The following is a 25,361-nucleotide window of genomic DNA, read 5'->3' on the forward strand; positions in this document are numbered from 1 at the left end:
ACCTCGTGGGGGACGGCAGCGTCTATCGGTCGCGCGATGCCAGCAGCTCGCGCACGAGCGCGGCCAGGTGGGTCACGTGCGGGGGGCGCAGCATGTCGACGTGATTCCCCGGGGTGCGATGAACGACGACGGGAGTCGGTGTCAGCGCATTCCAGTCTTCATTGGCGACGTGCTCCGCGCCTTCGTGCGGACGAATCAGCGTGACGCTCGCCTTCGTGGCACGCGGCCGGTGGCGGGCAAAGGCACGCATATGGGCCGTGCACACGCGAAGCGCCCGGCGCACTTGCACCACGGCGGTCGCCGAGGGCAAGACGCCTTGCGCGACGGCGGCCGCGGCGAGAGCGGCGACGCCATTGGGGCCTCGAAGGGCTCGTTCGTCGTCGGCGGTCAATGCGATCCCTTGCTCGCGCGCGAAGAGGGCGAGGTACACGGATTCGTCGACGTGCTCCGGATCGCCGAAGTGAGGTAATCGGCTATCGAGCAGGATCACGCCGGCAACCTGCGCGCCCTTCGCCTCGAGGCTTCGCGCGATCTCGAGGGTGACGACGCCCCCGAAGGACCACCCGAGGAGCCAGAACGGGCGCGTCGGCGTGGAGGCGCCGAGCAATAACTCGGCATAGTGACTCGCGAGCGCATTCACGTCGTCGAACGGCAGCGCGTCATCGTATCGCCCAGGGGCGTCGAAGCCGTGAATCGGCCGCTCATGGCCGAGGGCGCGGGCAAGCGGCAAAAAGGAGAGCGCCGAGCCACCGATGCCGTGCACGCAGTACAGTGGAACACCCGTGCCTCGCGCCTCGAGTGCGACCAGGCTGGAGGTTTGCTCGGTCGATTCCGTGCGCAGTGCGGCGGCGAGAGCCTCGATCGTCGTGTTCCGAAGGAGTTGCGGCAGGGCCACGGTTCGTCCGAAGCGCTGCTCGACCCGTGCGAGCATGCGCAGCGCGTTCAGCGAGTGACCTCCGCACGCGAAGAAGTCGTCGCCGACACCAATGGGACGCACGTCGAGCAGCTCTTCCCAGAGCTCCACGAGCGCGAGCTCGATGGGATCGCGCGGCAAGATCGCGTCGGCCCTTGTCGTGCCGAGGTCCCGATCGGGCGCGGGCAAGGCGCGGCGATCGACCTTGCCCGCGGCGTTCAAAGGCAACTCCGGAAGAAAAACGAAGACGGCGGGGACCATCGCCTCGAGAAGGCGCGCTTCGAGGAAGGTGCGCAGCGCCGCGGCATCGACCGCACCCCGCTCGGCGGGGACCACATACGCCACGAGGGCTAGCTCTTTGGACGATGTCTCGAAGGCCGAAACCACGGCATGGCGAATCGCTTCGTGGGAGAGAAGCGCGCCCTCGATCTCCCCCAGCTCGATGCGAAATCCGCGGATTTTGACCTGATGATCGGTGCGGCCAAGAAACCGTGGTTGCCCGTCGAGGGTGAAACGCGCACGATCGCCCGTGCGGTACATCCGCGCGCCCGGGACGGGCGAGAAAGGATCCGGAAGGAAGCGTTCGGCCGTGAGCGCGGGACGTCCCATGTAGCCACGCGCGAGCTGCGCGCCGCCGATGAAGATCTCCCCGGCAGCGCCGACGGGAACCGGCACCAGGGAAGGAGCGAGCACGTGGAGTCGAACATTCGGCAGCGGACCTCCGAGGGCAGGAACGGAGCCGGGCTCGATGATCCGTGCGGTGGTGTCGACCGTCGATTCGGTGGGACCGTAGACGTCGATGAACCTCGTGCCGGAGAGCTGGCCAAGGCGCTGCCATAGAGCGGGATCGATGGCCTCTCCGCCGACGAGCACGAGGCGTGGCGTATGGCGATGCTCTCGACCGAACCCCGCCTCGAGCAGGAGCTCCAGATGGCTGGGCGTGCAATCGAGTACGTCGATGCGATGCTCGTGCAGAAAACCGATCAACCGCGGTGGGTCGAGGCGCATCTCCTGCGGAACGAGGAACAACGTGTCGCCATGGAGCAGCCGTACCCATTGCTGCACGGAGGCGTCGAAGGACAGGGACGCGTTGAGGGCTACGCGAAGTCCGGGCGGGAGCTCGCGGTAGGCGGCATGCTGGAGGGCGGCATCGAAGCTCGAGACCGCGCCGTGGGAAACGAGAACCCCCTTGGGCTTTCCGGTGGAGCCCGACGTGTAGATGACGTACGCCAGGTTGTCCGGGTCGAGCCAATTGTCCGGGCGCGCGTCGGGACAACGAGCCAGGTGCGGCCCGAGCTCCTCGAGCACCAGCGGCGTCGCCTCGGCGCCCGCGAGCCGCGGCACGAGATCGCGGGCCGTGATGACCAGGGAGCAGCCCGCGTCGGCGAGCATGAAGGCGAGGCGCTCGGGCGGATAGCTCGGATCGAGAGGAACATGCGCGCCACCCGCCTTGAGGATCGCAAGCAAGGCAACGATGAGCGCTTCACCCCGATGAAGGCAAAGGCCGACCCGCGTTTCGCACTTCGTGCCGAGGCTGCGCAAGTGATGCGCGAGGCGATTGGCGCGAACATCGAGCTCGGCGTAGGTCAGCGCGGCCCCGCCCATCAACGCGACGGCGTTGGGGGTGCGGTCGACTTGGGCCTCGAACAAGGCGGAGATCGTGGTGGGCGTGACAAGTGTGCTGGACTCCGCAAAGCCTGCACGGCTGCCATTCCAACGCGCGAAGATCTCCTGGTCCTCGGACGGTACGAGATCCGCAGCATCGCAATGGCCTCGAGGGTCCTCGGCCATGCGCTCGAGAATCGCGGCATAATGGCCTCCGATGCGCCGCAGCACGTCGCCGGAGAGCTCGGGCTCGACGGTCTCCAACAGCAGATCCATGGCCTGAGTCGCAGGATCCACCGAGAAGGCCGCGGCAAGCGGAAAGTTCGTCGCCGTCGCGCTGCGGGTCAGGGCCATCGATGCGCGGGCGCTTTTCCCGACGTCTCCGAGCACGTGGAAATGAATGAAGTTGAACATCACCTCGAAAAGCGGCCGCCCAGCATGCCGCTGCATCTCGGCGAGGGGATAGTGACGATGCGGCAACGTGGCCTGCTCCGCGGCGAAGACGTCGCGGATGATATCCATCCACGATGAAGGACGGACGCGCATGCGCAGAGGCAGCGTGTTGAGAAAGAGTCCCAGGGTCCGCTCGGCGTCACGCGCTTCCGGCCGCCCATGGGTGACCATGCCGGTGACGAGATCGTCCTCGCCGGTCGCGAGACGCAGCGCACCAATGTGCGCGGCGAGAAGTACGGTCTTGAGCGGCACCCCCGCGTCGGCGGCGACCCGTCGCAGCGCCGCAGACGTCTGCGCGGCAATGGGCACGGCAAGCTGTCGCACGTCATCGGGACGGGGCGCCGCCCCCCGAAGCCGCGGCAATGCGAGCACCGGCGCATCCTCGAGCGACGCGCGCCAAAAGCGCTTCGTTTCCTCGTCGCCGAGCGCGGCCTGCTCGAGCGCAACGTAGTCGCGATAGGGCGGCGCATCCCCAGCGGTCGCCGTGCGCGCGGGGTTGAAGGTGCGTTGCAAAAGCTCCGCCAGGAACGTCGCGAAACTCCAGCCGTCGAGGATCGCATGGTGAAAGCTCACCACGAGCTCCGTTCGTCGCTCCCCGAGCCGGTACGCATCGCAGCGGAGCATCGGAGGCTTGGTCCAATCGAACCTGCGGGCAAGCTCCTCGCGAAAGCGCGCCTCGAGCAAAGCCTGCTGCGCCTCGGCGGTCTTGTCCCGGAGATCCTCCACGATGAGGGGCGTGGATGCGCTGCGGTGAACCAGCTGCAGCGGCTGGGCGTACGTCTGCAAATCGAACGACGTCCGCAGGATCGCGTGCTCGGCGGCGAGCGCATCGAGCGCACGCGCGAGCGCGGCAGGATCGATCGCGTCCTCGATGCGAAAACTGAAAACGTCGTGGTAGGTCGCATCCTCGGGCGAGAGCTCGCCATGAAAGAGCATGCCGTGCTGGAGCGCGGTCATCGGATACGCGTCGACCACATCCTCGGGAAGCCGAAATCGGTCGGCTTCGTCGACCAACGCAAACGGAGCAAACCGCGATGCGGGCGCCGGTGCTGCCTCATTTCCGACGCTTCCGGCGGCCGCTTCCTCGACGAGCGCGCGGATGGTCCCATGCCGAAGCAACGTCTGCATGGAGAACGACAGCCCTTGCTCACGGGCGAGCGCCAAGACCCGGATGCTGAGGATGGAGTCTCCCCCGAGCTCGAAAAAATTGTCGTCGATGCCCACTCGCTCCAATCGCAATACCTCGGCCCAAATCCCCGTCAGGATCCGTTCCGCCGGGTTGCGCGGCTCCGCCCTTGGACGCGCGTCTTCGTGCGCATCACCCCCGCCCTGCGGCGGCGGCGGCAACGCACTTCGATCGACCTTGCCATTCTCTCGAAGTGGCCATTTCTCCAGCACGACGAACGCCGCCGGAATCATGTGCTCGGGAAGCCTTCGCTCGAGGTGTTCTCTCAAATCGGCGATGGAACCGAGATCGCCTGGCTCGCTGGGAATCATGTACGCGCAAAGGCGCTTGTCGCCTGGAACCTCCTCCTGGCGCGCCAAGACCAGGGCTTCGGCGACAGCCGGATGGGCGAGCAGCGCATGCTCGATCTCACCGGGCTCGATGCGGAAACCGCGGACCTTGATCTGATGATCGCGCCGGCCCAGAAATTCGAGGCTCCCGTCCTCGAGCCATCGCCCGCGATCCCCCGTGCGGTACATGCGAGCGCCCGGCTCGCGCGAAAATGGATCGGGGATGAATCGCTCGGATGTGAGCGAGGCGCGCGCCCAGTAGCCGCGTGCGAGCCCATCGCCCGCGGCATGGATCTCACCGGGCACGCCAATGGGGGCGGGCCGCAAGTGCTCGTCGAGAACGTAGACGCGCGTATTGTCGATGGGTGTGCCGAGCGGTACCGAACGGCCCCCCAGCGTCGTGTCGACGGGTCCCAAGGTGGTGAAGGTGGTGTTCTCCGTCGGCCCGTAGCCGTTGATGATGCGGGTATACGGGAGGCGCTTTTTCGCGGCCTCGACGTGGCGCAAGGAAAGTGCATCACCGCCCGCGAGCAGGATTCGAACGCCTTCGAGGATCTCGGGCGCCCTATCGACGATCTCGTGAAAGAGCGGCGCGGTGAGCCAAAGTATCGTGACACCGTGGCCCCGGAGGGCCTCGCCCAGTCGTTCGATGGAGAGAATACCGGGCGGCGGGACGACGAGCCGTGCTCCGTTGAGGAGCGCGGTCCAGATCTCGAACGTGGACGCATCGAACGAAAGCGGCGCGTACTGGAAAAAGACGTCCTCCGCCGTGCTTCGGAAGTGCCCCCGCGCCTTGGCAAGGCGCACGACGGCGCGATGAGGGACCAAGACGCCTTTGGGCGTGCCCGTGGAGCCGGACGTGAACATCACGTAGGCGCCATGCTCCGGGTGCAGCCGCACGTCGAGCCGTGCGTCGTCCTCAGCCGCGGAGTCGTCCATATCGAGCGGAATGAGAAAGGTGTCCGGATGGGGCCATTCATCCATGAGATGCGGCTGGACGAACGCAACACGCAACGCCGTATCCTCGATCAAGAACGACAGCCGAGCAGGAGGAAGCGAAGGATCGAGGGGCACATACATGCCGCCCGCCTTGAGGATCGCGAGAATGGCGAGGATGGCTTCCGGCGAGCGGTCGACGAAGAGTCCAACCCCGACATCGGCCCCGACACCGAGCTTGCGCAGCCGTCGTGCAAGGCGGTTGGCACGAGCATCCAGGTCCCGATACGAAATGAATCCGCCCTGCCACGCGAGCGCCGGTGCGTCCGGTGTTCGTTCGACCTGTGCTTCGAAGAGCCCGTGAATCGTAGCCTCACGCGTGTCGTAAACGCTTGGTTCGCTCCACCGGGCGAGCACGCGACGCTCCTCGGCGGGGAGCATCTCCAGTGCATCGACCGCGTCCGCCGGATGCAACGTGGCACTCTCGAGCAGGGTTCGGAAGTGAGCGAGCAGCCGCCGCACGGCGGTTTCCTCGAAAAGGTCCTTGCTGTACTCGACGCTCACCTCGAGGCTTCCTTCGCCCTCGGCGAACGAGAACACCATATCGAGCTTGGCCGTCTCGTGCAGCGGCCGCACGCCAATCGCAACGTCATCGAGCTCCGGGTGGCGCTCGAGCAGGATCCGATACGCGGAACGCGCATCGATGCGAGCCGTCAGCGCGCGGTCGACGGTGATGGCCAGCTTTCCCTCGCGGTGGTTCGGTACGGCTTCGGGCGATTCCACGCATGCGCCCGCGGCTGGAAGAATCAGCTGCTCGAGCGTGCGCGATGGGTCGTCCACCACGCTCCGCAACAGGTCCTCGAAGTGGCCCGCCATACTCTGGATCGTCGCGGCATCGAAGAGCGAGGTGGCGTAGTCCCAAAGGCACATCATCCCCGTGGGCGTCTCGTGAACGTGCAGGACGAGGTCGAACTTTGCCTTCGATTGCGCCTTCGGACGCGTCAAGGCCATGGTGGCTTCGCCCAGGAAAAGCTCACCTTCGGCAAAGTGTTCCATCGTGAGCATGATTTGGAACAACGGGTGGTGCGCGAGGCTTCGTTCGCCGGCGTGGGCATCGACCACGGATTCGAAGGGGAGGTTCTGGTTTTCGAACGCCTCCAGATCGGTATCGCGTACGCGCTCCAAAAACTCGATGAAGGTCGGATTTCCGGAGAGATCGGCCCGCAGGACCAAGGTGTTGACGAAGAGACCAATCAGCGGCGCCGTCTCCGCCTGGGTTCTTCCCGCAATGGGCGCGCCCACGACAATGTCCGTCTCACCGCTGCATCGATGCAGGAGCAGCGCGAACACGGCGTGCATCACCATGAACGAGCTGGCATCCCGGGAACGCCCCAGCGCCAAAAGCTCGCGGGTGAGCGCATCGGGGATCGATTGATGGTAATAGGCGCCTTCGAAGGTCTGCTCGGCGGGACGCGGGCGATCCGTGGGCACGGAGTGCAGAATCGGGAGATCTTTCAGCTTGTTTCGCCAATACGCGAGCTCGATATCGCGCTGACCGCCGTCGAGCCACTCCTGCTGCCATTTGGCATAATCTTGATACTGAAACGCCGGCTCGGGAAGCGGCGACGGCACCCCCTTCGCGATCGCCCCATACAGAGCAGACAATTCGCGAAGAAAGACGCGCAACGATTGTCCGTCGAAGGCAATGTGGTGCACGACGATGATCAGCGTCCATTGCGCGTCGCCCACCTTCATCACGGACGCGCGCAACATGAGATCGGCGGCGAGATCGAAAGGCCGGACCACGAACTCGCGACCGATGGTTTCGGCCTTCGAGGACAGCTCCGAGCCCGACGCTCCCGTCAAATCGTGGACTTCGAAGGGTACGCGGAAGTCATTTAGAACGTTGCAGATCAATCCGGTGTGCGCGGGATTGAATACCGTCCGCAAGCTTTCGTGGCGCAGAACGATCTCGCGGAGCGCTTTTTCGAGCGCGACGACCTCCAAATCGCCCTCGATGCGCAGCACCATCGGCACATGGTTGATCTCGTCGGCGCCCCACGCGCGCTCGAGAAACCACATACGCCTCTGGGCAAAGGAGGTCTGCAGATTTTCGCCCGAGACCCTGGTCATCGCGGGTCGAGCGGCCGCGCCGGCGGCGCTCAGCATGCGGGCCAGCGGCCGCAAGGCTTGGGCTTTGAACACGTCGCGGATGGAGAGCTTTCGAGAGAGGCGCTCCTCCACCAAGGCCGTCATGCGCATGGTCAACAAGGAATGCCCGCCGAGGTCGAAAAAGTTGGCGGTGACGCTGAATTCCTCGAGCCCCAGGATCTCTTTCCAAATACCGTATAGGGCGAACTCCATCTCCGTTCGCGGGGGTTCCACATGCCCCTGATCGGAGGCGGCCGTCATGGATAGTTCGATTTCCGGGAGTGCGGCGATATCCAATTTGCCGTTTCGGGTCAGCGGGATGGCACGCAGCGGGACGATGGCAGCTGGAAGCATGTATTCCGGAAGACGCGCCTCCAAATGTGCGTGCAGCTCGGGAGCCAGTCCTTCTTCGTCGTCTGCCGTGACGTAGGCGATGAGTTGCTCGGTGCTTCGTTTCACAATCACCACCGCCTCGCGCACACGAGGGTGGCTCCGGAGCGCCGTTTCGATTTCACCGAGCTCGATGCGGAAGCCGCGAACCTTCACTTGGTCGTCGCTCCGCCCCATGAATTCCAACGTGCCATCGGGCCGCCACCGCGCTCGATCGCCGGTCCGGTAAAGCCGCGCATTCGGGGCCCGGGAGAACGGGTCGGAGAGGAATTTCGCGGTGGTCAGCACGGGTTGATTGGCATAGCCCCGCGCAAGACCGTCGCCGCCGAGAAAGAGCTCGCCGATGCCGTGGATCGGGCAAAGGCGCATGTGGCGGTCCAGAACGTACGCGGTGCCATGGCGGATCGGGCGGCCGATGGGTACCGGCGACATGCCGTCGAGATCGCGTGGGATCGCGTAGCAGGTACTGAACGTGGTGTTCTCGGTGGGACCGTATCCATTGACGATTTGCAGCCCCGGATGACGCGCATACGCGCGTTGAACGGACGCCGGCGATACGACATCGCCGCCGGCCAGCAGGTATTTCAAGGACGGTAGTGGCTTGTCCCATACGGCGACGAATTGGTCGAAAAGCCGCGCGGTCATCCACGCGATGGTGACGTTTTGCGCCTCGATGAGCCGGCCGAGCTCCAGGAGGTCCATCGACGCACTCGGATACAGCACCAGGCGCGCCCCATTGAGCAGCGCACCCCAGACCTCGAAGGTCGCCGCATCGAAGGTAATGGACGACGCGTGCAGAAGAACGGCGTCTTGCGACAGGGGAACATAATCGTTGTTCTTGACCAGCCGGACCACGCCGCGCTGTTCGACCATGACCCCTTTGGGCTGCCCCGTGGAACCCGAGGTGTAGATGATGTACGCGAGATTGTCGGCGCCGCCGTGCTCGGGCTGATTGTCCTCGTCTTCCTGGACCTCGCGCTCGAGGAGGGCTTCGATATCGGGGGCGTCGAGCGCCAGCGTCTGGGTGGGCGCGAGCGAATCCTTCAGGGCAAGTTCGGTGACGATGAGCGAAACACGCGAATCGGCCACCACATGCGCCAAGCGGGCCTGGGGATAGGACGGATCCAAGGGCACGTAGGCGCCTCCGGCCTTAAGAATCCCCAGCAGCGCCACGATCAGATTGACCGAGCGATGCATGCATACGCCGATCGCGCTCTCGGTGCGCACGCCCTGCTCGGTCAGATAGCGCGCCAAATTCCTCGCTTTGCGATCGAGCTCGCCGTAGGTCAGATTCCGCGCACCGCACGTCAACGCGATCTTGTCGGGATAGCGTGCGACCTGCTCCGAAAAGTGGGCGATGATACCTTCCTCGTGCCTCGGGGCGGGGCCGGCTGCTTGGCTCCAATAGCGCTCGATCCGGCGGTGCTCTTCGGGTGGAGCGAGCGGGAGGCGAGACATCGCCGCATCGGGCGAGGAAACGCAGGTGCGCAGCAGATGCACGAATTCGCGCATCATGCGTTCGATGGTGGCCGGAGTGTAGAGATCTTGGGCGAACTTGATATGGACATCGAAGTCCGTCTCCAGCTCGTAGACCTCCAGGCCGAAGTCGTATTCGCCTTCTTGCGATAGGCCTTCGACGATTTCCGCGCGGAATGGATCCGTGGCCTCCTGAGGACGCTCGTGAGCTCGAAGGAAGTTCTGATACGCATAGAGCGTTTGGAATACCGGTTTTGCGCCGAGCTGACGCTCCACGCCGAGCTCCTTGACCAGCGCAGGAAAGGGAAAATCGGCGTGATCGAAGCCATCTGCCAGCGCATATTTCAGTTCTTCGAGGAGCTCGCGAAAGGTGCGATCGGCGGAGAGATCGCTGCGCACGACCATCATGTTGACGAAGTAACCGATGGCGGAGACGTCATCGCGCCGATGCCGGCGCGCGATGGGCATTCCAATGACGATGTCGCTCTGGCCCGTGTAGACGCTCAGCAGCAACTCGAGCGTCGCGAGAAATATGGCCGTGCATTTCACGCCGCTCGCCTTGGCGTACGCGCGAACCTCGTCGGCCAGCTCGCGGGGCAACACCTTTGCGTGCGTGCCGCCAGGATGGCGATGCCCGGCCTGGCGCGGCCGATCGGGCGGCGGAAGCACCTGCGGGAGCTCGCCCGCAAGATAGCTTTTCCAATAGGCCAGATGCTCCGCGCGCTTCGGGCCCGAAAGGACCGACTGCTCCCACTGGACGAAGTCGTGATACGCGATACCCGCCGGCGGAGCGCCCAAACGCGTCGCCGGATCGGTACCGGCCGACTCGCAGCGCAAGGCGGTGAGCAACGCGTCCAGCAGCAACATCGCAGAGCTGCCGTCGAAAATGAGATGATGGACCGTGACCAGGACGAAGTGTTCCTCCGGTGACGTGGTCAGCACTTCGAAGCGTGCCAGCGGGCCGCCGTCGAGTTGGAAAGGCCGTTTCGCGCGCTCGCGAAGATGGACGAGGATGTCGCCTCGTTGGGCCGCGTCGTACGCCTCGTGCTGCACCTCCAGCACGGTGGCGCGGGCAACGACCTGGCAAGGAACGCCGCCTTCTTCCCGGATCGTCGTCCTCAAGATCGGATGAAGATGGCATACGAACGCGAACGCGCGATCGAGCGCCTCTGCGTCGAGCGATCCGAGAATCCGCATCGCGATGGGAACATTGTAATTCCCCGTGCCGGGCTCCAATTTCTCGAGGAGCCAAATGCCCTTTTGGCCTTCCGACAAGCTCGATTTGGCTTCATCCGGCGCGCTGTGTGCAGAGATTGCCCGCTCGCGGTCTTTCAATGCCGAACGGTTCGATAGGCCGTTCGCTTTGCCGTGAAGGTGCGACGCCAGGGACGCGAGCGTTGGATTCTCGAGGAGCTCGCGGGCGGTGAGCGGGATGCCCAAGTTCTCCTCGATGGCGGCGGCGAGCCGCATGCCCAACATCGAGTCGACGCCATAGTTGCCGAGCGGCTCTTGCGGTTGGAGTGAGTCCGCCGGAAGCTGCAACCATTCGAGCAGCCGTGCACGGAGGTAGCTCTGGATGGCCGCCACGCTGTCCGGGTCGTCCTGCGGGGCGGGCGGCGGCCCGCTTTCGTCGCCGCGCACTGCGGCCGGTGAAGCCCGGCCGGAGAGCCAAAACGAGGCACGCGAAAATGGATAGGTCGGCAAGTAGACCTTTCGCAGGTTCCTGCCTCGATGCAATTCCGCCCACGGCACCTTGCCGCCTTGCGCCCAATGCAGCGCCAGCTTGTCGAGATTGCCCTCGGCGAGGAAGATTTGGACGACCGCTTCGCCGGCCTTGCCCGACAAGAGCTCGCGCGTGGCCGTCTGTTCCCTGAGATTGCCGGTATGCGTGATCACCGGATCGCCCGTCGACGCGAGGTAGCGCTGCAGACCGCGCGCAAGCTCCGGAACATCGGCGACGACCAGCGCCAATCGGCAATCCATTTCCTCGCGGCCGGATTGCAGGGTATGTGCGATATTGGCCAACGAAAGGTTCGCGTGCTTCTGCAGATGCTGCCAGAGACGTTGGGCGACGTCGCCCAATTGCTCCTGCGTGCGCGCCGAGAGCACGATGATCTCGGGCTGCGTATCCTGAGCCGCGCCCGATGCGTGCGCCGGCGCGGAGTACTCCTCCAGGATCACATGCGCATTGGATCCGCCGGCACCGAAGGAGCTGACCGTCGCGCGGCGCGGACCACCGACACGTTCCCATGGTATGGCGCGATCGAGCAGATAGAACGGGGTATCGGCAAAGTGGATATCGGGATTCGCCGGTGCCGTCTGGATCGAGGGCACCAATTGCTGGTGCTGCAGCTGCAATACGACCTTGGTCAACTGCGCGATGCCCGAGGCGGCCTCCGGATGACCAATGTTCGATTTGATGGTTCCGATCGGGCAATATTGCTTTCGAGCCGTAAACTTGGCAAAGGCCTGACTCAGCGCACTGAGTTCGATGGCGTCGCCCAGGTTGGCGCCGTTGGAAGCAGCTTCGACGTAGCCGATGCTCTCCGGATCGATGCCCGCCTTTTTGAAGTTGTCTTCGATCAACCGAACCTGCGCCTCGGTGTTGGGCGCATAATAGCCGATGGAGTGGCCACCGTGGTTGGTCAGCGACGATTTGATCACCGCCAAGATGGTGTCATTGTCTTGGATCGCTCGACCCAAAGGCTTGAGCAGTACCGCGCCCACGGCTTCGGCGGGCAAAAAGCCATCGCCGGCGCTGAAGCTGCGGCTGCCGGGATGGCTGCCGAGCATCTGAGCTTGGCTGAGCGCAACGTATTTCCTTGGATGAATGGAAAGACTGACGCCGCCGGCGATGGCCACGAGGCAATCTCCGCGGATGAGGCTTTGGCAGGCCATGTCGATGGCGGTCAGCGAGGATGAACACATCGTATCGACCGCAATGCTGGGACCGCGCAAGTCGAAGAAATAAGAAACCCGATTGGCAATCGCATTGTACGAGGACAGCGCGATGGCCGCCTGTTCGACTTCGTCCGCGGCGAATGCGCCGTAAAGCTGGTAGCACGCGCCCACGAAGACACCCACTTTCGCGTCGTAAGCTTCCTTCAAGTGCTCGCGCGTGTATCCAACGCTTTCCAGCAGGTTCCAGCTGGTTTCCAGGAAGAGCCGCTCCTGCGGGTCCATGAAGGCGGCCATGCTTGGCGCAATGTTGAAAAAGATGGGGTCGAATTCGTCGACGCCATCGATGAAGCCGCCCCACTTGCTATAGGCTTTTCCGGGCTTGTTCTTTTGGGTATCGAAGTACTGTGTGTGATCCCATCTCTCCACGGGAATCTCGGTGATGGCGTCCTTTCCATTCAGGAGATTCTCCCAAAGGGCGAAGATGTCTTCGGCGCCGGGGTAGCGACCGGACAGGCCAAGGATGGCGACATCGTTGGTGGACGGGAGCGCATCCTGCGCCGCTTCGCGACGGGCCGTTCGGGGCCGCTCGGGGGCTATGGCGCGAGGAGATTCTGCCCCGTCCAGCTGAAGCTTTTCGATGAGAAACGTCGTCAGCGCTGCGGGCGTAGGATGATCGAAGAGCAGGGTCGCCTGAAGGCGCAGCGCCGTGGCCGTAGAGATTCGGTTTCGCAGCTCGATGGCCATGAGCGAATCGAGTCCGAGTTGCTGCAGCGGACGACGGGGATCCACGCTCCCAGGGGATGCGATGCCCAGGACGGTAGCCACTTCGGAGCGGACCGCGTCGAGCAGTGCTTCTTCGCGTTTCTCGGGGGGAAGCGCGCGAAGGCGATGCACGAGAGAGGGACCGCTGGCGGCGTTGGTGGCGCGTGCGCGAGCTTTGGCGCCCGCGAAGTGCGCGGGAACGAGGCCGGCGTCGGGCCTCGCGAGGGCCGCATCGAAAAGAGCGAGACCTTCCTCCGGGGAGAGCGAGCGGATCCCCGCACGGGCCATTCGCTGGAGATCGGCGTCCGTGAGATGAGCGGTCATGCCGCTCTTGTTTCCCCAATGGCCCCAGTCGAGCGAGAGCGCGGCGAGTCCTCGAGCTTTGCGATGGTGCGCGAGGGCATCGAGAAAGACGTTGGCGGCCGCGTAATTGGCCTGACCTACGGCACCGAGCACCCCCGCAAGGGAAGAAAACAGGATGAAGGCGGACAGCTCGTGCTTTTCCGTCAGCTCGTGCAAATGCATCGCCGCATCCAGCTTGGTCCGCAAGACGGCGTGCAGGCGCTCCGGCGTGAGCGACCCAAGGATTCCATCGTCCAAGGTGCCCGCCGCATGAACGACCGCCGTCAGCGGGTGCTCGCCAGGTACCGCGTTCAATAGCGTTTGCAACGCGCTTCGATCGGCCGCATCGCATGCCGCGATGCTCACGCGCGCGCCGGATGCCTCCAACTCGTCCTTCAGCGCCGAGGCACCCTTCGCGTTGGCTCCTTGGCGCGAGGTGAGCAGAAGGTGCTTCACCCCGTACCGCTGCACCAAGTGACGCGCGATGAGCGCTCCCAAGGTCCCCGTCCCACCCGTGATCAGCACCGTGCCTTGGGCATCCATCGCGCGCGGGACCGTGAGGACGAATTTGCCAACGTGACCGGCTTGCGCGAGCGCGCGGAAGGCGCGCGGGGCTTGGCGCATGTCCCACGCCGTGATGGGCAGCGGACGAAGGATGCCTCGCTCGAACAGCGAGACCAATTCGCCCAGCATCTCTTGAATGCGGTCCGGGCCCGCTTCAACGAGATCGAAAGCTCGATACGAGATGCCAGGATGCTTGGCGGCGACCATGGCCGGGTCGCGAATATCGGTTTTCCCCATTTCGAGGAAACGACCGCCCGACGGCAAAAGTCTCAGCGAGGCATCCACGTATTCGCGAGCCAGCGAATCGAGGACCACGTCCACGCCGCGTCCGCCGGTCGACCGCCGGAAGTGCGCTTCGAAGTCCAGCGTGCGCGAGGATGCGGTATGGGCCTCGTCGAATCCGAGCGCCCGCAGCGTCCCCCATTTGCGCGGACTCGCGGTGCCGAAGACTTCCGCCCCGAGATGCCGCGCAAGCTGCGTCGCTGCCATGCCGACGCCTCCCGCCGCCGCGTGAATGAGTACGCGCTCGCCGGCATTCAGATGCGCCAGATCGACGAGCCCGTAGTACGCGGTGAGGAACACCACCGGTACGCTGGCGCCCTCCCGGAAGGACCACCCAGCGGGCATCCGCGTGATCATGCGATGATCGGCTACGGCAACGGGACCGAATGCCGCGGGCCACATTCCCATGACGCGGTCGCCCGGCGAAACTTGGGTGACACCCGCACCGACTTCGAGGACCACACCCGCGCCCTCACCGCCCAGCGGTCCGACATCCCGCGGAAGTACGCCGAGTGCATCGAGAACGTCACGGAAGTTCAGCCCCGCGGCATGCACCGCGATGCGCACTTGCCCTGCACCCAACGGAGCGAGAGCCTCCGGGTAGGCGACGAGCTCGAGGCTTTCCAGCGTCCCTTTCTTCGGAATGTCCAATCGCCACGCGGATGACGGCGGGGGCACCAAAGCGTCCTGCGCACGGGCCGGGGCCAGTCTCGGCACGAGGCATCGTCCGCCGCGCAGCGCGATTTGAGATTCGGATGCATCGAGTGCGCCCGTGATCGCACGCCGGGAGTCATCGCTACCATCGATGTCCACGAGCACGATGCGCCGATCCGGGTTCTCCGCTTGCGCGGAGCGCACCAAGCCCCAAAGCGCGGCGTGTACGAGATCGGTAACGTCTTCGCCCGCGTGCGTCGCGATGGCACCTTGGGTCACCAAGACGAGGCGGCTCGCCACGAATCGCTCGTCCTCGAGCCACGTTTGCAACAATGCCAGCGCCTGGCCGGTCGCTTCGTGCGCCGCCGCGATGACGTCCGTACTCTTTGTGGCCCACGCGAACGGTGCGAAGGGTACGACCACGATCTCGGGCTGCGCTGCGCCCTGATCGAGGGCGGCTTTCAAGGCGCCGAGATCGGCATGGCTCGCAACGCACTCGGCACCCGCTTGGAGTGCACTCGCGAGACCGAGCGTGTCGACACCGAGGAGCACGCGGTCCCCCGCCGGTGCACCCGCGTTGGCAGAAGGCACCTCCGACCACGCGACACACCACAGCGCCTCGGGATGCGCGACGGGCGCACTTGGCTGCCACCGTTTGGCCGATACCGGTCGACGATGGAACGCTTGCACCGTCGCCACGGGCTCGCCCGTCGCATCGGCCGCCCAGAGCGAGACCCCGCTGGCCCCCATCTCGAAGCGCACGCGCAGCCGCGTCGCCCCAATCGCGCGCAGCGATACACCGCTCCACGAGAAGGGCAGTTCCACCTCGCTGGCTCCCTGCAAGGCAAGCGCGTGCAATGCCGCATCGAGCAGCGCGGGATGAAGCGCAAACCGCTCGGCCTCCTTGGCCGCCCCTTCGCGCAGCTCCACCTCCGCGAACAGCTCCTCGCCGCGTTTCCACACCGCGCGAAGCCCTTGAAAGTCGACTCCGTAGACGAGCCCCGCCTCGGCCAATCGCGGATAGAGTCCCTCGAGACCGAGCTCCGTGGCCCCTGGCGGCGGCCAGGCACGCAGATCGAAAGGCTCCGCCTCCACGGCCGGGCCCATGGTCCCTGTCGCATGCCGCGTCCATGCGCTGTCCTCCCCGGCGTCCTCCGAGCGCGCGTACACGCTCCATGCTCTTCGTCCCGTTTCCTCCGCGGCCCCCACCGACATCTGAATCCGCACCGCACCTCGAGGCGGCAACGCCAGCGGCGCTTCCAACGTCAGCTCCTCGAGCCGCTCGAGTCCAATTCGGTGCGCCGCGATCAGAGCGAGCTCCACGAACGCCGTGCCCGGAACAATCACCGCCCCGAACACCGCGTGCCCCGAAAGCCACGGCTGCTCCGACAGCGACCATCGACCGGTGAACAGATATCCACCCGCGTCGGCCAGCGCCACGGCGGCACCGAGCAGCGGGTGGTCCATCGAAGCGAGTCCCGCCGATGCCACGTCGGCGCGTTGACCCTTCGGGGCATCGAGCCAGAATCGCTCTCGCTGAAAGGCATACGTCGGCAACTCGACGCGCCGGGGCTGCAACGGCTCGAAAAGGGCCTTCCAGTCCAGACGATGTCCGCGCGTATGAAGCTCGCCCAGCGAAAGCAGAAAACGCCCCATGTCTCCTTGGTCGCGCTGGAGCGTGCCCACCACCGTCGCCGGCACGCCCGTGCTTTCCAGTGTCTCGTTGAGCGGCAACGTCAGCACGGGATGGGGACTGACCTCCACGAAGAAGGCGTATCCCTCCTCGATGACCTTTTCCGTCACTTGGCGAAATCGAACCGTCTCTCGCAAATTTCGATACCAGTACTTCCCGTCCAGCTCTCCGCCTTCGAGCTCTCCGCCCGTCACCGTCGAGTAGAGGGGAATGCGCGCCGGGTGCGTTTCGATGTTCGATAGTTGCTCGGTCAGCTCCTCTTCGAGCGCTTCCATCTGCGCGCTGTGCGAGGCGTAGTTCACGCGGACTTTGCGCGCGAATGCTCCAGCGTCACCCAGCTCTCCCAAGAGCGCGTCGATGGCTTCCGGCTCTCCCGACACCAGCACCGCGTGTGGACTGTTCACCGCCGCAGTCGACAGCCGATTGCCATACGGCGCGAGGTAGGTCTCGATCTCTCGGGCACCCAACTCCACCGCCGCCATGGCGCCTCGCCCGGCCATTTTTCGCAGCGCCAGGCTCCGCAGCGCCACCACTTTTGCGGCGTCTTCCAAGCTCAATGCGCCTGCGACATAGGCCGCGGCGATCTCCCCCTGACTATGTCCCACGACGGCATCGGGCTCGACACCCATCGAACGCCACAGCGCAGCCAGTGAGACCATCACCGCGAACAGCGCGGGCTGCACGACGTCGACGCGATCCAGCATCGCGGGGTCGCCTTCTCCTCTCAGCACCGACAAGAGGCTCCACTCCACATGGGCCGACAACGCGCGCTCGCATGCTTCCATCTGCTCGCGAAAGACCTGCGACGTCTCCAGCAGCGACTCGGCCATGGCCGCCCATTGCGAGCCTTGTCCCGGAAAGACGAAAACGAGCTTGCCGCCACCCGCCACCCGACCCACGACCGCGCGAGCCGCCGGCCGCCCTTGGCCCAGCGCCTCCAGAGCCTCCATGCATTCGGCTCGCTCCGAGGCCACGACGGCCGCGCGATGCTCGAAGTGGGTACGGGTGGCCAAGGAATACGCGACGTCCATCATCGCGAGCTCTGGATGCGTCGCCAGGTGTTCACGCAAGAGTGAAGCCTGCGCACGCAGCGCCTCTTCGCTCTTGCCCGACAACACGAGCGGCAACGTCGAATGCGACGGGGCGGGCCGCTCAGCCTCGGCATTCAACGGCGCTTCTTCCAGGACGACGTGGGCATTGGTGCCCGAGACACCAAAGGAGGAAATCCCGGCGCGGCGCGGCCGACCATTTCGCAGCCACGGGACGGACTCCCTCAAAAGGCGAACGGTGTCCGAGGACCAGTCGACATGGGGCGAGGGATGATCCACATGCAAGGTCTTGGGCAAGACGCCATGCTGCAGGGCCAATACCATCTTGATGACGCCACCCACGCCGGCCGCCGCTTGCGTATGGCCAATATTGGACTTCAGACTACCCAGCCAAACAGGGTTGTCTTTGGAATGGGCATGTCCGTAGGTCGCCAAGAGTGCACGGGCTTCGATGGGATCGCCCAAGGTGGTGCCGGTGCCGTGGGCCTCGATGGCATCGATGTCCTCGGGTGAGAGGCGCGCGCTCTCGAGGGCTTGCCGAATGACACGCTCTTGCGCGGGTCCGTTCGGCGCCGTCAGGCCTTGGCTCTTGCCATCCTGATTGACCGCCGAGCCACGCAAAACGGCAAGGATGGGATGCCCATTTTGCGTGGCGTCGGAGAGGCGCTCGAGCAAGAGCATGCCGGCCCCCTCGCCCCACGCCACGCCATTGGCCTCGGCGGAGAATGCCTTGCAGCGCCCATCGAACGAAAGGCCGCGCTGGCGGCTAAAGCCAATGAACGCGGCCGGGGTGGCCATGACCGTGACCCCGCCGGCGAGCGCGAGGGAGCATTCACCGTTGCGCAAAGCCTGACTGGCGAGATGAATGGCAACGAGCGACGAGCTGCACGCGGTATCGACGGTGACGGTGGGACCTTGCAATCCGAAGGTGTATGCGATGCGTCCCGAGGCGACGCTGGCGGAGCTGCCGATGCCGATATAGCCCTCCAGGTCGTCGGGTGCGGATAGCTGCGCATAATCGTTGTAGATGACGCCGACGAAGACACCGGTCCGTGAGCCCTGAAGCGTGGCCGGCTCGATGCCCGCGCGCTCGAGGGTTTCCCAGGACGTCTCCAGGAGCAACCGCTGTTGAGGGTCGACCGCCAACGTCTCGCGCGGGCTGATGCCGAAGAACGCAGGGTCGAACCGATCCGCATCGTGCAGAAAGCCTCCCTGGCGCACGTAACTCTTGCCGTTGGCGTCGGGGTCCGGATCGTAGAGAGCCTCCACGTTCCAGCCGCGGTTTTCCGGAAAGGCGGTGATCGCGTCGCGGCCTTCGTGGACCAGCTGCCACAGATCGTCGGGCGTGCTCACACCACCGGGATAGCGGCACCCCATGGCCACGATGGCGATCGGATCGTCTTCCGCGCGAGCCGTGACGAACTGGGACACGAGCGGCGGCGTGGTCGGCTCGGCATCATCTCCGAGCAGCTGCTTGGTCAAAAATCGAGCGAGGTCCGAGGGCGTGGGATGGTCGAAGAGCAGGGTCGCGTTCAAGCGCAATCCTGTCGTGGCGGCGAGTCGGTTTCGCAGCTCGATGGCCATCAGGGAATCCAGCCCGAGCTCCTGCAACGGACGTTGCGGGTCGAGGGCGCGGGCGGACGCCATCCCCAATACGGTGGCCACGTCGGCGCACACGAGCTCGAGTTGCGCGCGCTCTCGCTCGGAAGGAGGCAGCGCGCGCAAGCGCTGCTGGAGCGAGGAGGCTGCGACATTGGTGGCGATGCGGCGCGTGCGGGTAGCCTGCTTGCCGAGTTTCGCCGCGTCGAAGCGCGCGCCAACGAGGGCCGCGTCCGAACGAGCGAGGGCGGCATCGAACAGGGCGAGTCCCTCGGCCGCGGAGAGTCCGAGCAGGCCACCTCGAGCCATCCGCCGCAGGTCGGCTTCGGTCAAGTGCGCGGTCATGCCCGATGGCTGCTCCCAGTAACCCCAATCGAGCGAAAGTGCGGCAAGGCCTCGCGCGCGACGATGGTGCGCGAGCGCGTCGAGGAACGCGTTGGCGGCCGCGTAGTTTGCTTGTCCGGGTCCGCCGAGCACGCCCGCAAGGGAGGAAAACAGGATGAAGGCGGACAGCTCGTGCCTTTCCGTCAGCTCGTGCAAATGGACCGCCGCATCCAGCTTGCTCCGCAACACGGCGTGCAGCCGCTCCGGCGTGAGCGACCCGATCATTCCATCGTCCAAGGTGCCTGCCGCATGAACGAGCGCCGTCAGCGGGTGCTCGCCGGGTACCGAGTTCAATAGCGTTTGCAAGGCGGTCCGATCGGCCACATCGCATGCCGCGATGTTCACGCGCGCGCCCGACGCCTCCAATTCGTCCTTCAGGGCCGCGGCGCCCTTCGCGTTGGCTCCTTGGCGCGAGGTGAGCAGAAGGTGCTTCACCCCGTGCTCGCGTACGAGGTGCCGCGCCACGAGCGCGCCCAAGGTCCCGGTCCCGCCCGTGATCAGCACCGTGCCTTCCGGGTCCATCGCGCGCGGGACCGTGAGTACGAATTTGCCGACGTGCCCCGCTTGTGCGAGCGCACGGAAGGCGCGCGGGGCTTGGCGCATGTCCCACGCCGTGATGGGCAGGGGACGAAGGATGCCTCGCTCGAACAGCGAGACCAATTCGCCCAGCATCTCTTGAATGCGCTCCGGGCTCGCAGAAGCGAGATCGAAGGCCTGATACGACACACCAGGATGCTCGGCGGCGACAATGGCCGCGTCGCGAACATCGGTTTTTCCCATTTCGAGGAAACGACCGCCCGATGGCAAGAGTCGCAGCGAGGCGTCCACGTATTCGCGGGCCAGCGAATCGAGGACCACGTCCACTCCGCGTCCGCCGGTCGACTGCCGGAAGTGCGCTTCGAAGTCCAGCGTGCGCGAGGACGCGATATGCGCCTCGTCGAATCCGAGTGCGCGCAGCGTCCCCCATTTGCCAGGGCTCGCCGTGCCGAAGACTTCCGCGCCCAAGTGCCGCGCGAGCTGCGTGGCCGCCATGCCCACGCCTCCCGCGGCCGCGTGAATGAGTGCGCGTTCGCCGGCATTCAAATGCGCCAGATCGACAAGTCCGTAGTACGCCGTGAGGAACACCACCGGAACGCTGGCGCCCTCGCGGAAGGACCACCCAGCGGGCATCCGCGTGATCATGCGATGATCGGTCACGGCGATGGGGGCGAATGCGGCGGGCAAGATCCCCATGACGCGATCGCCGGGGGCCACGTTGGTGACACCCGCGCCCACTTCGAGGACCACACCCGCGCCCTCACCGCCCAGCGGTCCCGCATCGCCTGGGTACACTCCGAGCGCATCGAGCACGTCACGGAAGTTCAGCCCCGCGGCATGCACCGCGATGCGCACCTGCCCGGCCCTCAATGGAACGAGAGCATCCGGATAGGCAACGAGCTCGAGGCTTTCCAGCGTTCCCTTCGTCGGAATGTCCAATCGCCACGGCGGCGACGGCGGGGGCACCAGGGCGTCTTGCGCACGGGCCGGGGCCAGTCTCGGGACGAGGCATCGTCCTCCGCGCAGCGCGATTTGAGATTCGGATGCATCGAGTGCACCCGTGAACGCACGCCTTGAGCCATCGCTGCTGTCAATGTCCACGAGCGCGATGCGCCGGTCCGGGTTTTCCGCTTGTGCGGAGCGCACCAAGCCCCAAAGCGCGGCGTGCGCGAGATCCGCAACGTCTTCGCCCGCGTGCGTTGCGATGGCACCCTGGGTTACCAAGACGAGGCGGCTCGCCACGAACTGCGCATCCTCGAGCCACGCTTGCAACAGTGCCAGCGCCTGACCGGTGGCTTCGTGCGCCGCCGCGATGACGTCCGTACTCTCCGCGGCCAGCGCGAAGGGCACGACGACGACCTCGGGCAGCGCTCCACCTTGATCGAGCGCTTCTTTCAAGGCGCCAAGGCTCGCGAAACACGAGGCGCCACCTTGGGGGAGTGCGCTCGTCAGGCCGAGCGAATCGGCTCCGATGAGCGCGATGGTGTGTTTCCCGGCTTCCACCACGGGAGGCTCTGCATCCGGCCACGCGACGCTCCACAGCCCATCGGAATGCGTGGCGGGCGCATTCTGCCATCGTTCGGTCGATACGGGTCGGCTGGTGAACGACTGCACCGTCGCCACGGGTTCGCCCGTCGCATCCGCCACCCAGAGCGATACGCCGCTCGCCCCTTTTTCGAAGCGCACACGCAGACGCGTCGCTCCCACCGCCCGCAGCGATACGCCGCTCCATGAAAAGGGCAGCGCCATTTCGCCGGTGACCTGCAACATCAGCGCGTGGAGCGCCGCATCGAGCAATGCAGGATGAAGCCCGAACCGATCGGCCTCATGGGCCGCAGCTTCGGGCAGCTCCACCTCCGCGAACAGCTCCTCGCCGCGTTTCCAAACTCCGCGAAGTCCCTGAAAGCTTGGACCGTACCCGAATCCTGCCTCCGCCAGCCGCTCGTAGAGTCCATCGAGCGCAACGGGTATCGACCCTTCCGGCGGCCACGCCCGCAACTCGAATGGCGCCGGGGCACTCCCGGGGCCCAGCGTTCCCGTCGCATGCCGCGTCCATGTCGTCTCTTCGGCCTCGAATGTCGGCCGCGTGTAGATCGCCACCGATCTCCGCCCCGTCTCTTCGGCCTTCCCCACCGTCATCTGCAACTGCATCGCGCCTTCCCTGGGAATCGTCAGCGCCGATTCCAAGGTCAGCTCCTCCACCTCCTCCAGTTCCACACGATGCGCCGCGGCCACCGCGAGTTCTACGAACGCCGTCCCCGGAAGCACGATCCTTCCCAAGATCTCGTGCTCCCCCAGCCATCCCTGCTCCCGTACCGACAACTCTCCCGTGAACAACACCTCGTCGCTCTCGGCCAGTCGGACTACCCCTTCCAACAACGGGTGCTCCAATGGCGACACACCCGAAGTGGCCCCTCGCGCTCTCTTCGGTGCATCGAGCCAGAATCGCTCACGCTGAAAGGCGTACGTCGGCAGGTCCACTTGGTGCGCTTGCCATGGCTCGAAGTACGCTTTCCAGTCCACGCGCTGGCCGTGTCCGTGCAAGGCGCCCACCGCCGCACTCAAGGTCTCCACCTCGTCTCGACTTTTGCGCAGCGCAGGCACGAACGACGCGTTGGATATCACCTCTTGCCCAAGCCCTGACAGCACGCCCTGGGGGCCCAGCTCCAGGTACGTGCGCACGCCTTCTCCCTCCAGCGTGCGCAGGCCGTCGGCGAATCGAACCGCCTCCCGTACTTGCTTGACCCAGTATTCCCAGGAGCAAAGCTCCGTTCCCACCTTCCCCGTCACATTCGACACCACCGGGATCCGCGGCGCTCCGTACTTCAGCCCTCGCGCCACACGTCCGTACTCCTCCAGCATTCCCTCCATGTGCTGCGAATGGAACGCGTGGCTCACCCGCAGCCGCGTCACCTTTCGCCCGCGCGCCTCGAAGGCCTGCGCGACTTCAGCAACCGCGTCCTCGTCTCCGCTCACCACCGTCGACATCGGGCCATTGACGCCCGCGATGCTCGCTCCTTTCACGCCCCCGGCCAGCACGCCAAGGACCTCCTCCTCGGACGCTCGCACCATCACCATCGCGCCGCCTCGCGGCAACGCTTGCATCAACCGCGCGCGGGCTCCCACGAGCGTGCACGCATCCTCGAGGCTCAACACCCCCGAGACGTGCGCCGCCACGAGCTCCCCGATCGAGTGCCCCAGAAGCATGTCCGCCTGCACTCCCCAGCTCTCCATCAGCCGGTACAGCGCTACCTCCAGCGCGAACAATCCCGTCTGCGTGTACTGCGTCTGATCCAGCAGCGCCGCTTCGTCCGTTTCCTCCGCGGCAAACAGCACCTCGCGCAGCCGCGCGCCGTCCAGAAAACCGCATACCGCGTCCATCGCATTGCGGAATACGGGAAACACCTCGTACAGCGCGCGCCCCATTCCCGCGCGCTGGCTTCCCTGCCCCGTGAAGAGCATCGCGAGCTTGCCGCCCTGGCTGCTTTTCGCGACTTTGCCGTTCGCACTGGCTTGTCCTTGCGCGAGCGCCTCCAAAGCTTGGAGCAGCTCGCCACGATCGCGGGCGACGAAGGCTGCGCGGTAGTCGAAATGCGAGCGGCTCGTTGCCAGCGAATATGCGATGTCGACCCAATCGAGCGCCGGACGCAAGGTGAGATGCTCCCGAAGACGCGAAGCCTGCGCGCGAAGCGCGGCCTCGCTCTTGCCCGACACCACCACAGGCAAGGCCGCGCGCCGTGGCTCCGGGGCTTGCTCCGCGGCAGTCTCGCGCGCCGGAGCTTCTTCGACGATGAGATGCGCATTGGTGCCCGAGATTCCAAACGAGGAAACGCCGGCGCGGCGCGGATGACCATTCGCAATCCAGGCAACCGGTTCGCTCAAAAGGCGTACCGTGCCCGTCGACCAATCGATGTGGGGCGACGGATGCTCCGCATGCAGCGTCTTGGGCAGCATCCCGTGCTGCATTGCCAGCACCATCTTGATAACGCCACCTACTCCCGCTGCCGCCTGCGTATGCCCCACATTCGATTTCAAACTTCCCAGCCACAATGGCTTGTCCTTCGTATGCGCCTCTCCGTACGTCCCCATCAGCGCTCGCGCCTCGATCGGGTCTCCCAACCGCGTCCCCGTTCCGTGCGCTTCCACAGCGTCGATCTCACTCGCTCCAAGTCTTGCACTCTCCAGTGCCTGCCGAATCACACGCTCCTGCGCGGGGCCGTTCGGCGCCGTCAGTCCCTGGCTCTTGCCGTCTTGATTCACCGCCGAGCCACGAACCAGACCCACGATCGGATGGCCATTCCGCTTCGCGTCCGATAGCCGCTCCAGCAGCAGCATCCCCGCGCCTTCTCCCCAACTCGTCCCATTCGCCTCCGCGGAGAACGACCGGCATCGACCATCCGGCGACAATCCGCGCTGCCGACTGAACGCCACGAAGACCCCCGGCGTCGCCATCACCGTGACGCCGCCCGCCAACGCCAGCGAGCACTCGCCTTGCCTCAAGGCCTGGCATGCCAGATGGACCGCCACGAGCGACGAGCTGCATGCCGTGTCCACCGTCATCGTCGGGCCGTGCAATCCAAATGCGTAGGCGATACGTCCCGACGCTACGCTCGGAGAGCTCCCCATGCCCACGTACCCTTCCAGGTCGTCGGGTGCCGGGAGCTGCAGGTAGTCATTGTAAATGACGCCCACGAACACGCCCGTTTGTGTCCCAGCAAGGGTCGCAGGATCGATTCCCGCTCGCTCCAGCGTTTCCCACGTGGTCTCCAGCAGCAGGCGCTGTTGCGGATCGATGGCCATCGTCTCGCGCGGACTAATACCGAAAAACGCCGCATCGAACTGATCGGCATCGTGCAGAAAGCCTCCCTCCCGCGCGTAGCTTTTGCCCTTCGCCTCGGGGTCGGGATCGTAGAGCCCTTCCACATCCCAGCCCCGGTTGGACGGAAAGTCGGTAATCGCCTCTCGCCCTTCGCCCACCAGCCGCCAGAGATCTTCCGGCGTCCGCACCCCGCCCGGATAACGGCAGCCCATGGCCACGATCGCGATCGGCTCGTGCGAGGTCGCTTCGGCCAGCTTCAACTGTTGACGGCTTCGTTGAAGATCGACCGTTAGCTGCTTGACGTATTCGCGAAGCTTTTCCTCGATACCGGTCATT

General features: G+C 65.4%; 1 protein-coding gene. It reads right to left on the reverse strand.

The genetic code is table 11. From position 1 onward, the window contains the following. Positions 1-22: 22 nt before the first annotated feature. Positions 23-25,360 (reverse strand): amino acid adenylation domain-containing protein, encoded by a 25,338-nt coding sequence (locus tag LZC95_34915; protein WXA91639.1) that lies wholly within the window; start codon positions 25,358-25,360, stop codon positions 23-25. Position 25,361: the final 1 nt, after the last annotated feature.

It is taken from the genome of Sorangiineae bacterium MSr12523 (genome assembly GCA_037157775.1).
GTDB classification, from domain to species: Bacteria; Myxococcota_A; Polyangia; order Polyangiales; family Polyangiaceae; genus Pendulispora; species Pendulispora brunnea.

Bases quoted from the DNA above. Each gene is read 5' to 3' on its own strand.
- LZC95_34915 (WXA91639.1), bottom strand. From the start codon at position 25,360: ATGACCGGTATCGAGGAAAAGCTTCGCGAATACGTCAAGCAGCTAACG.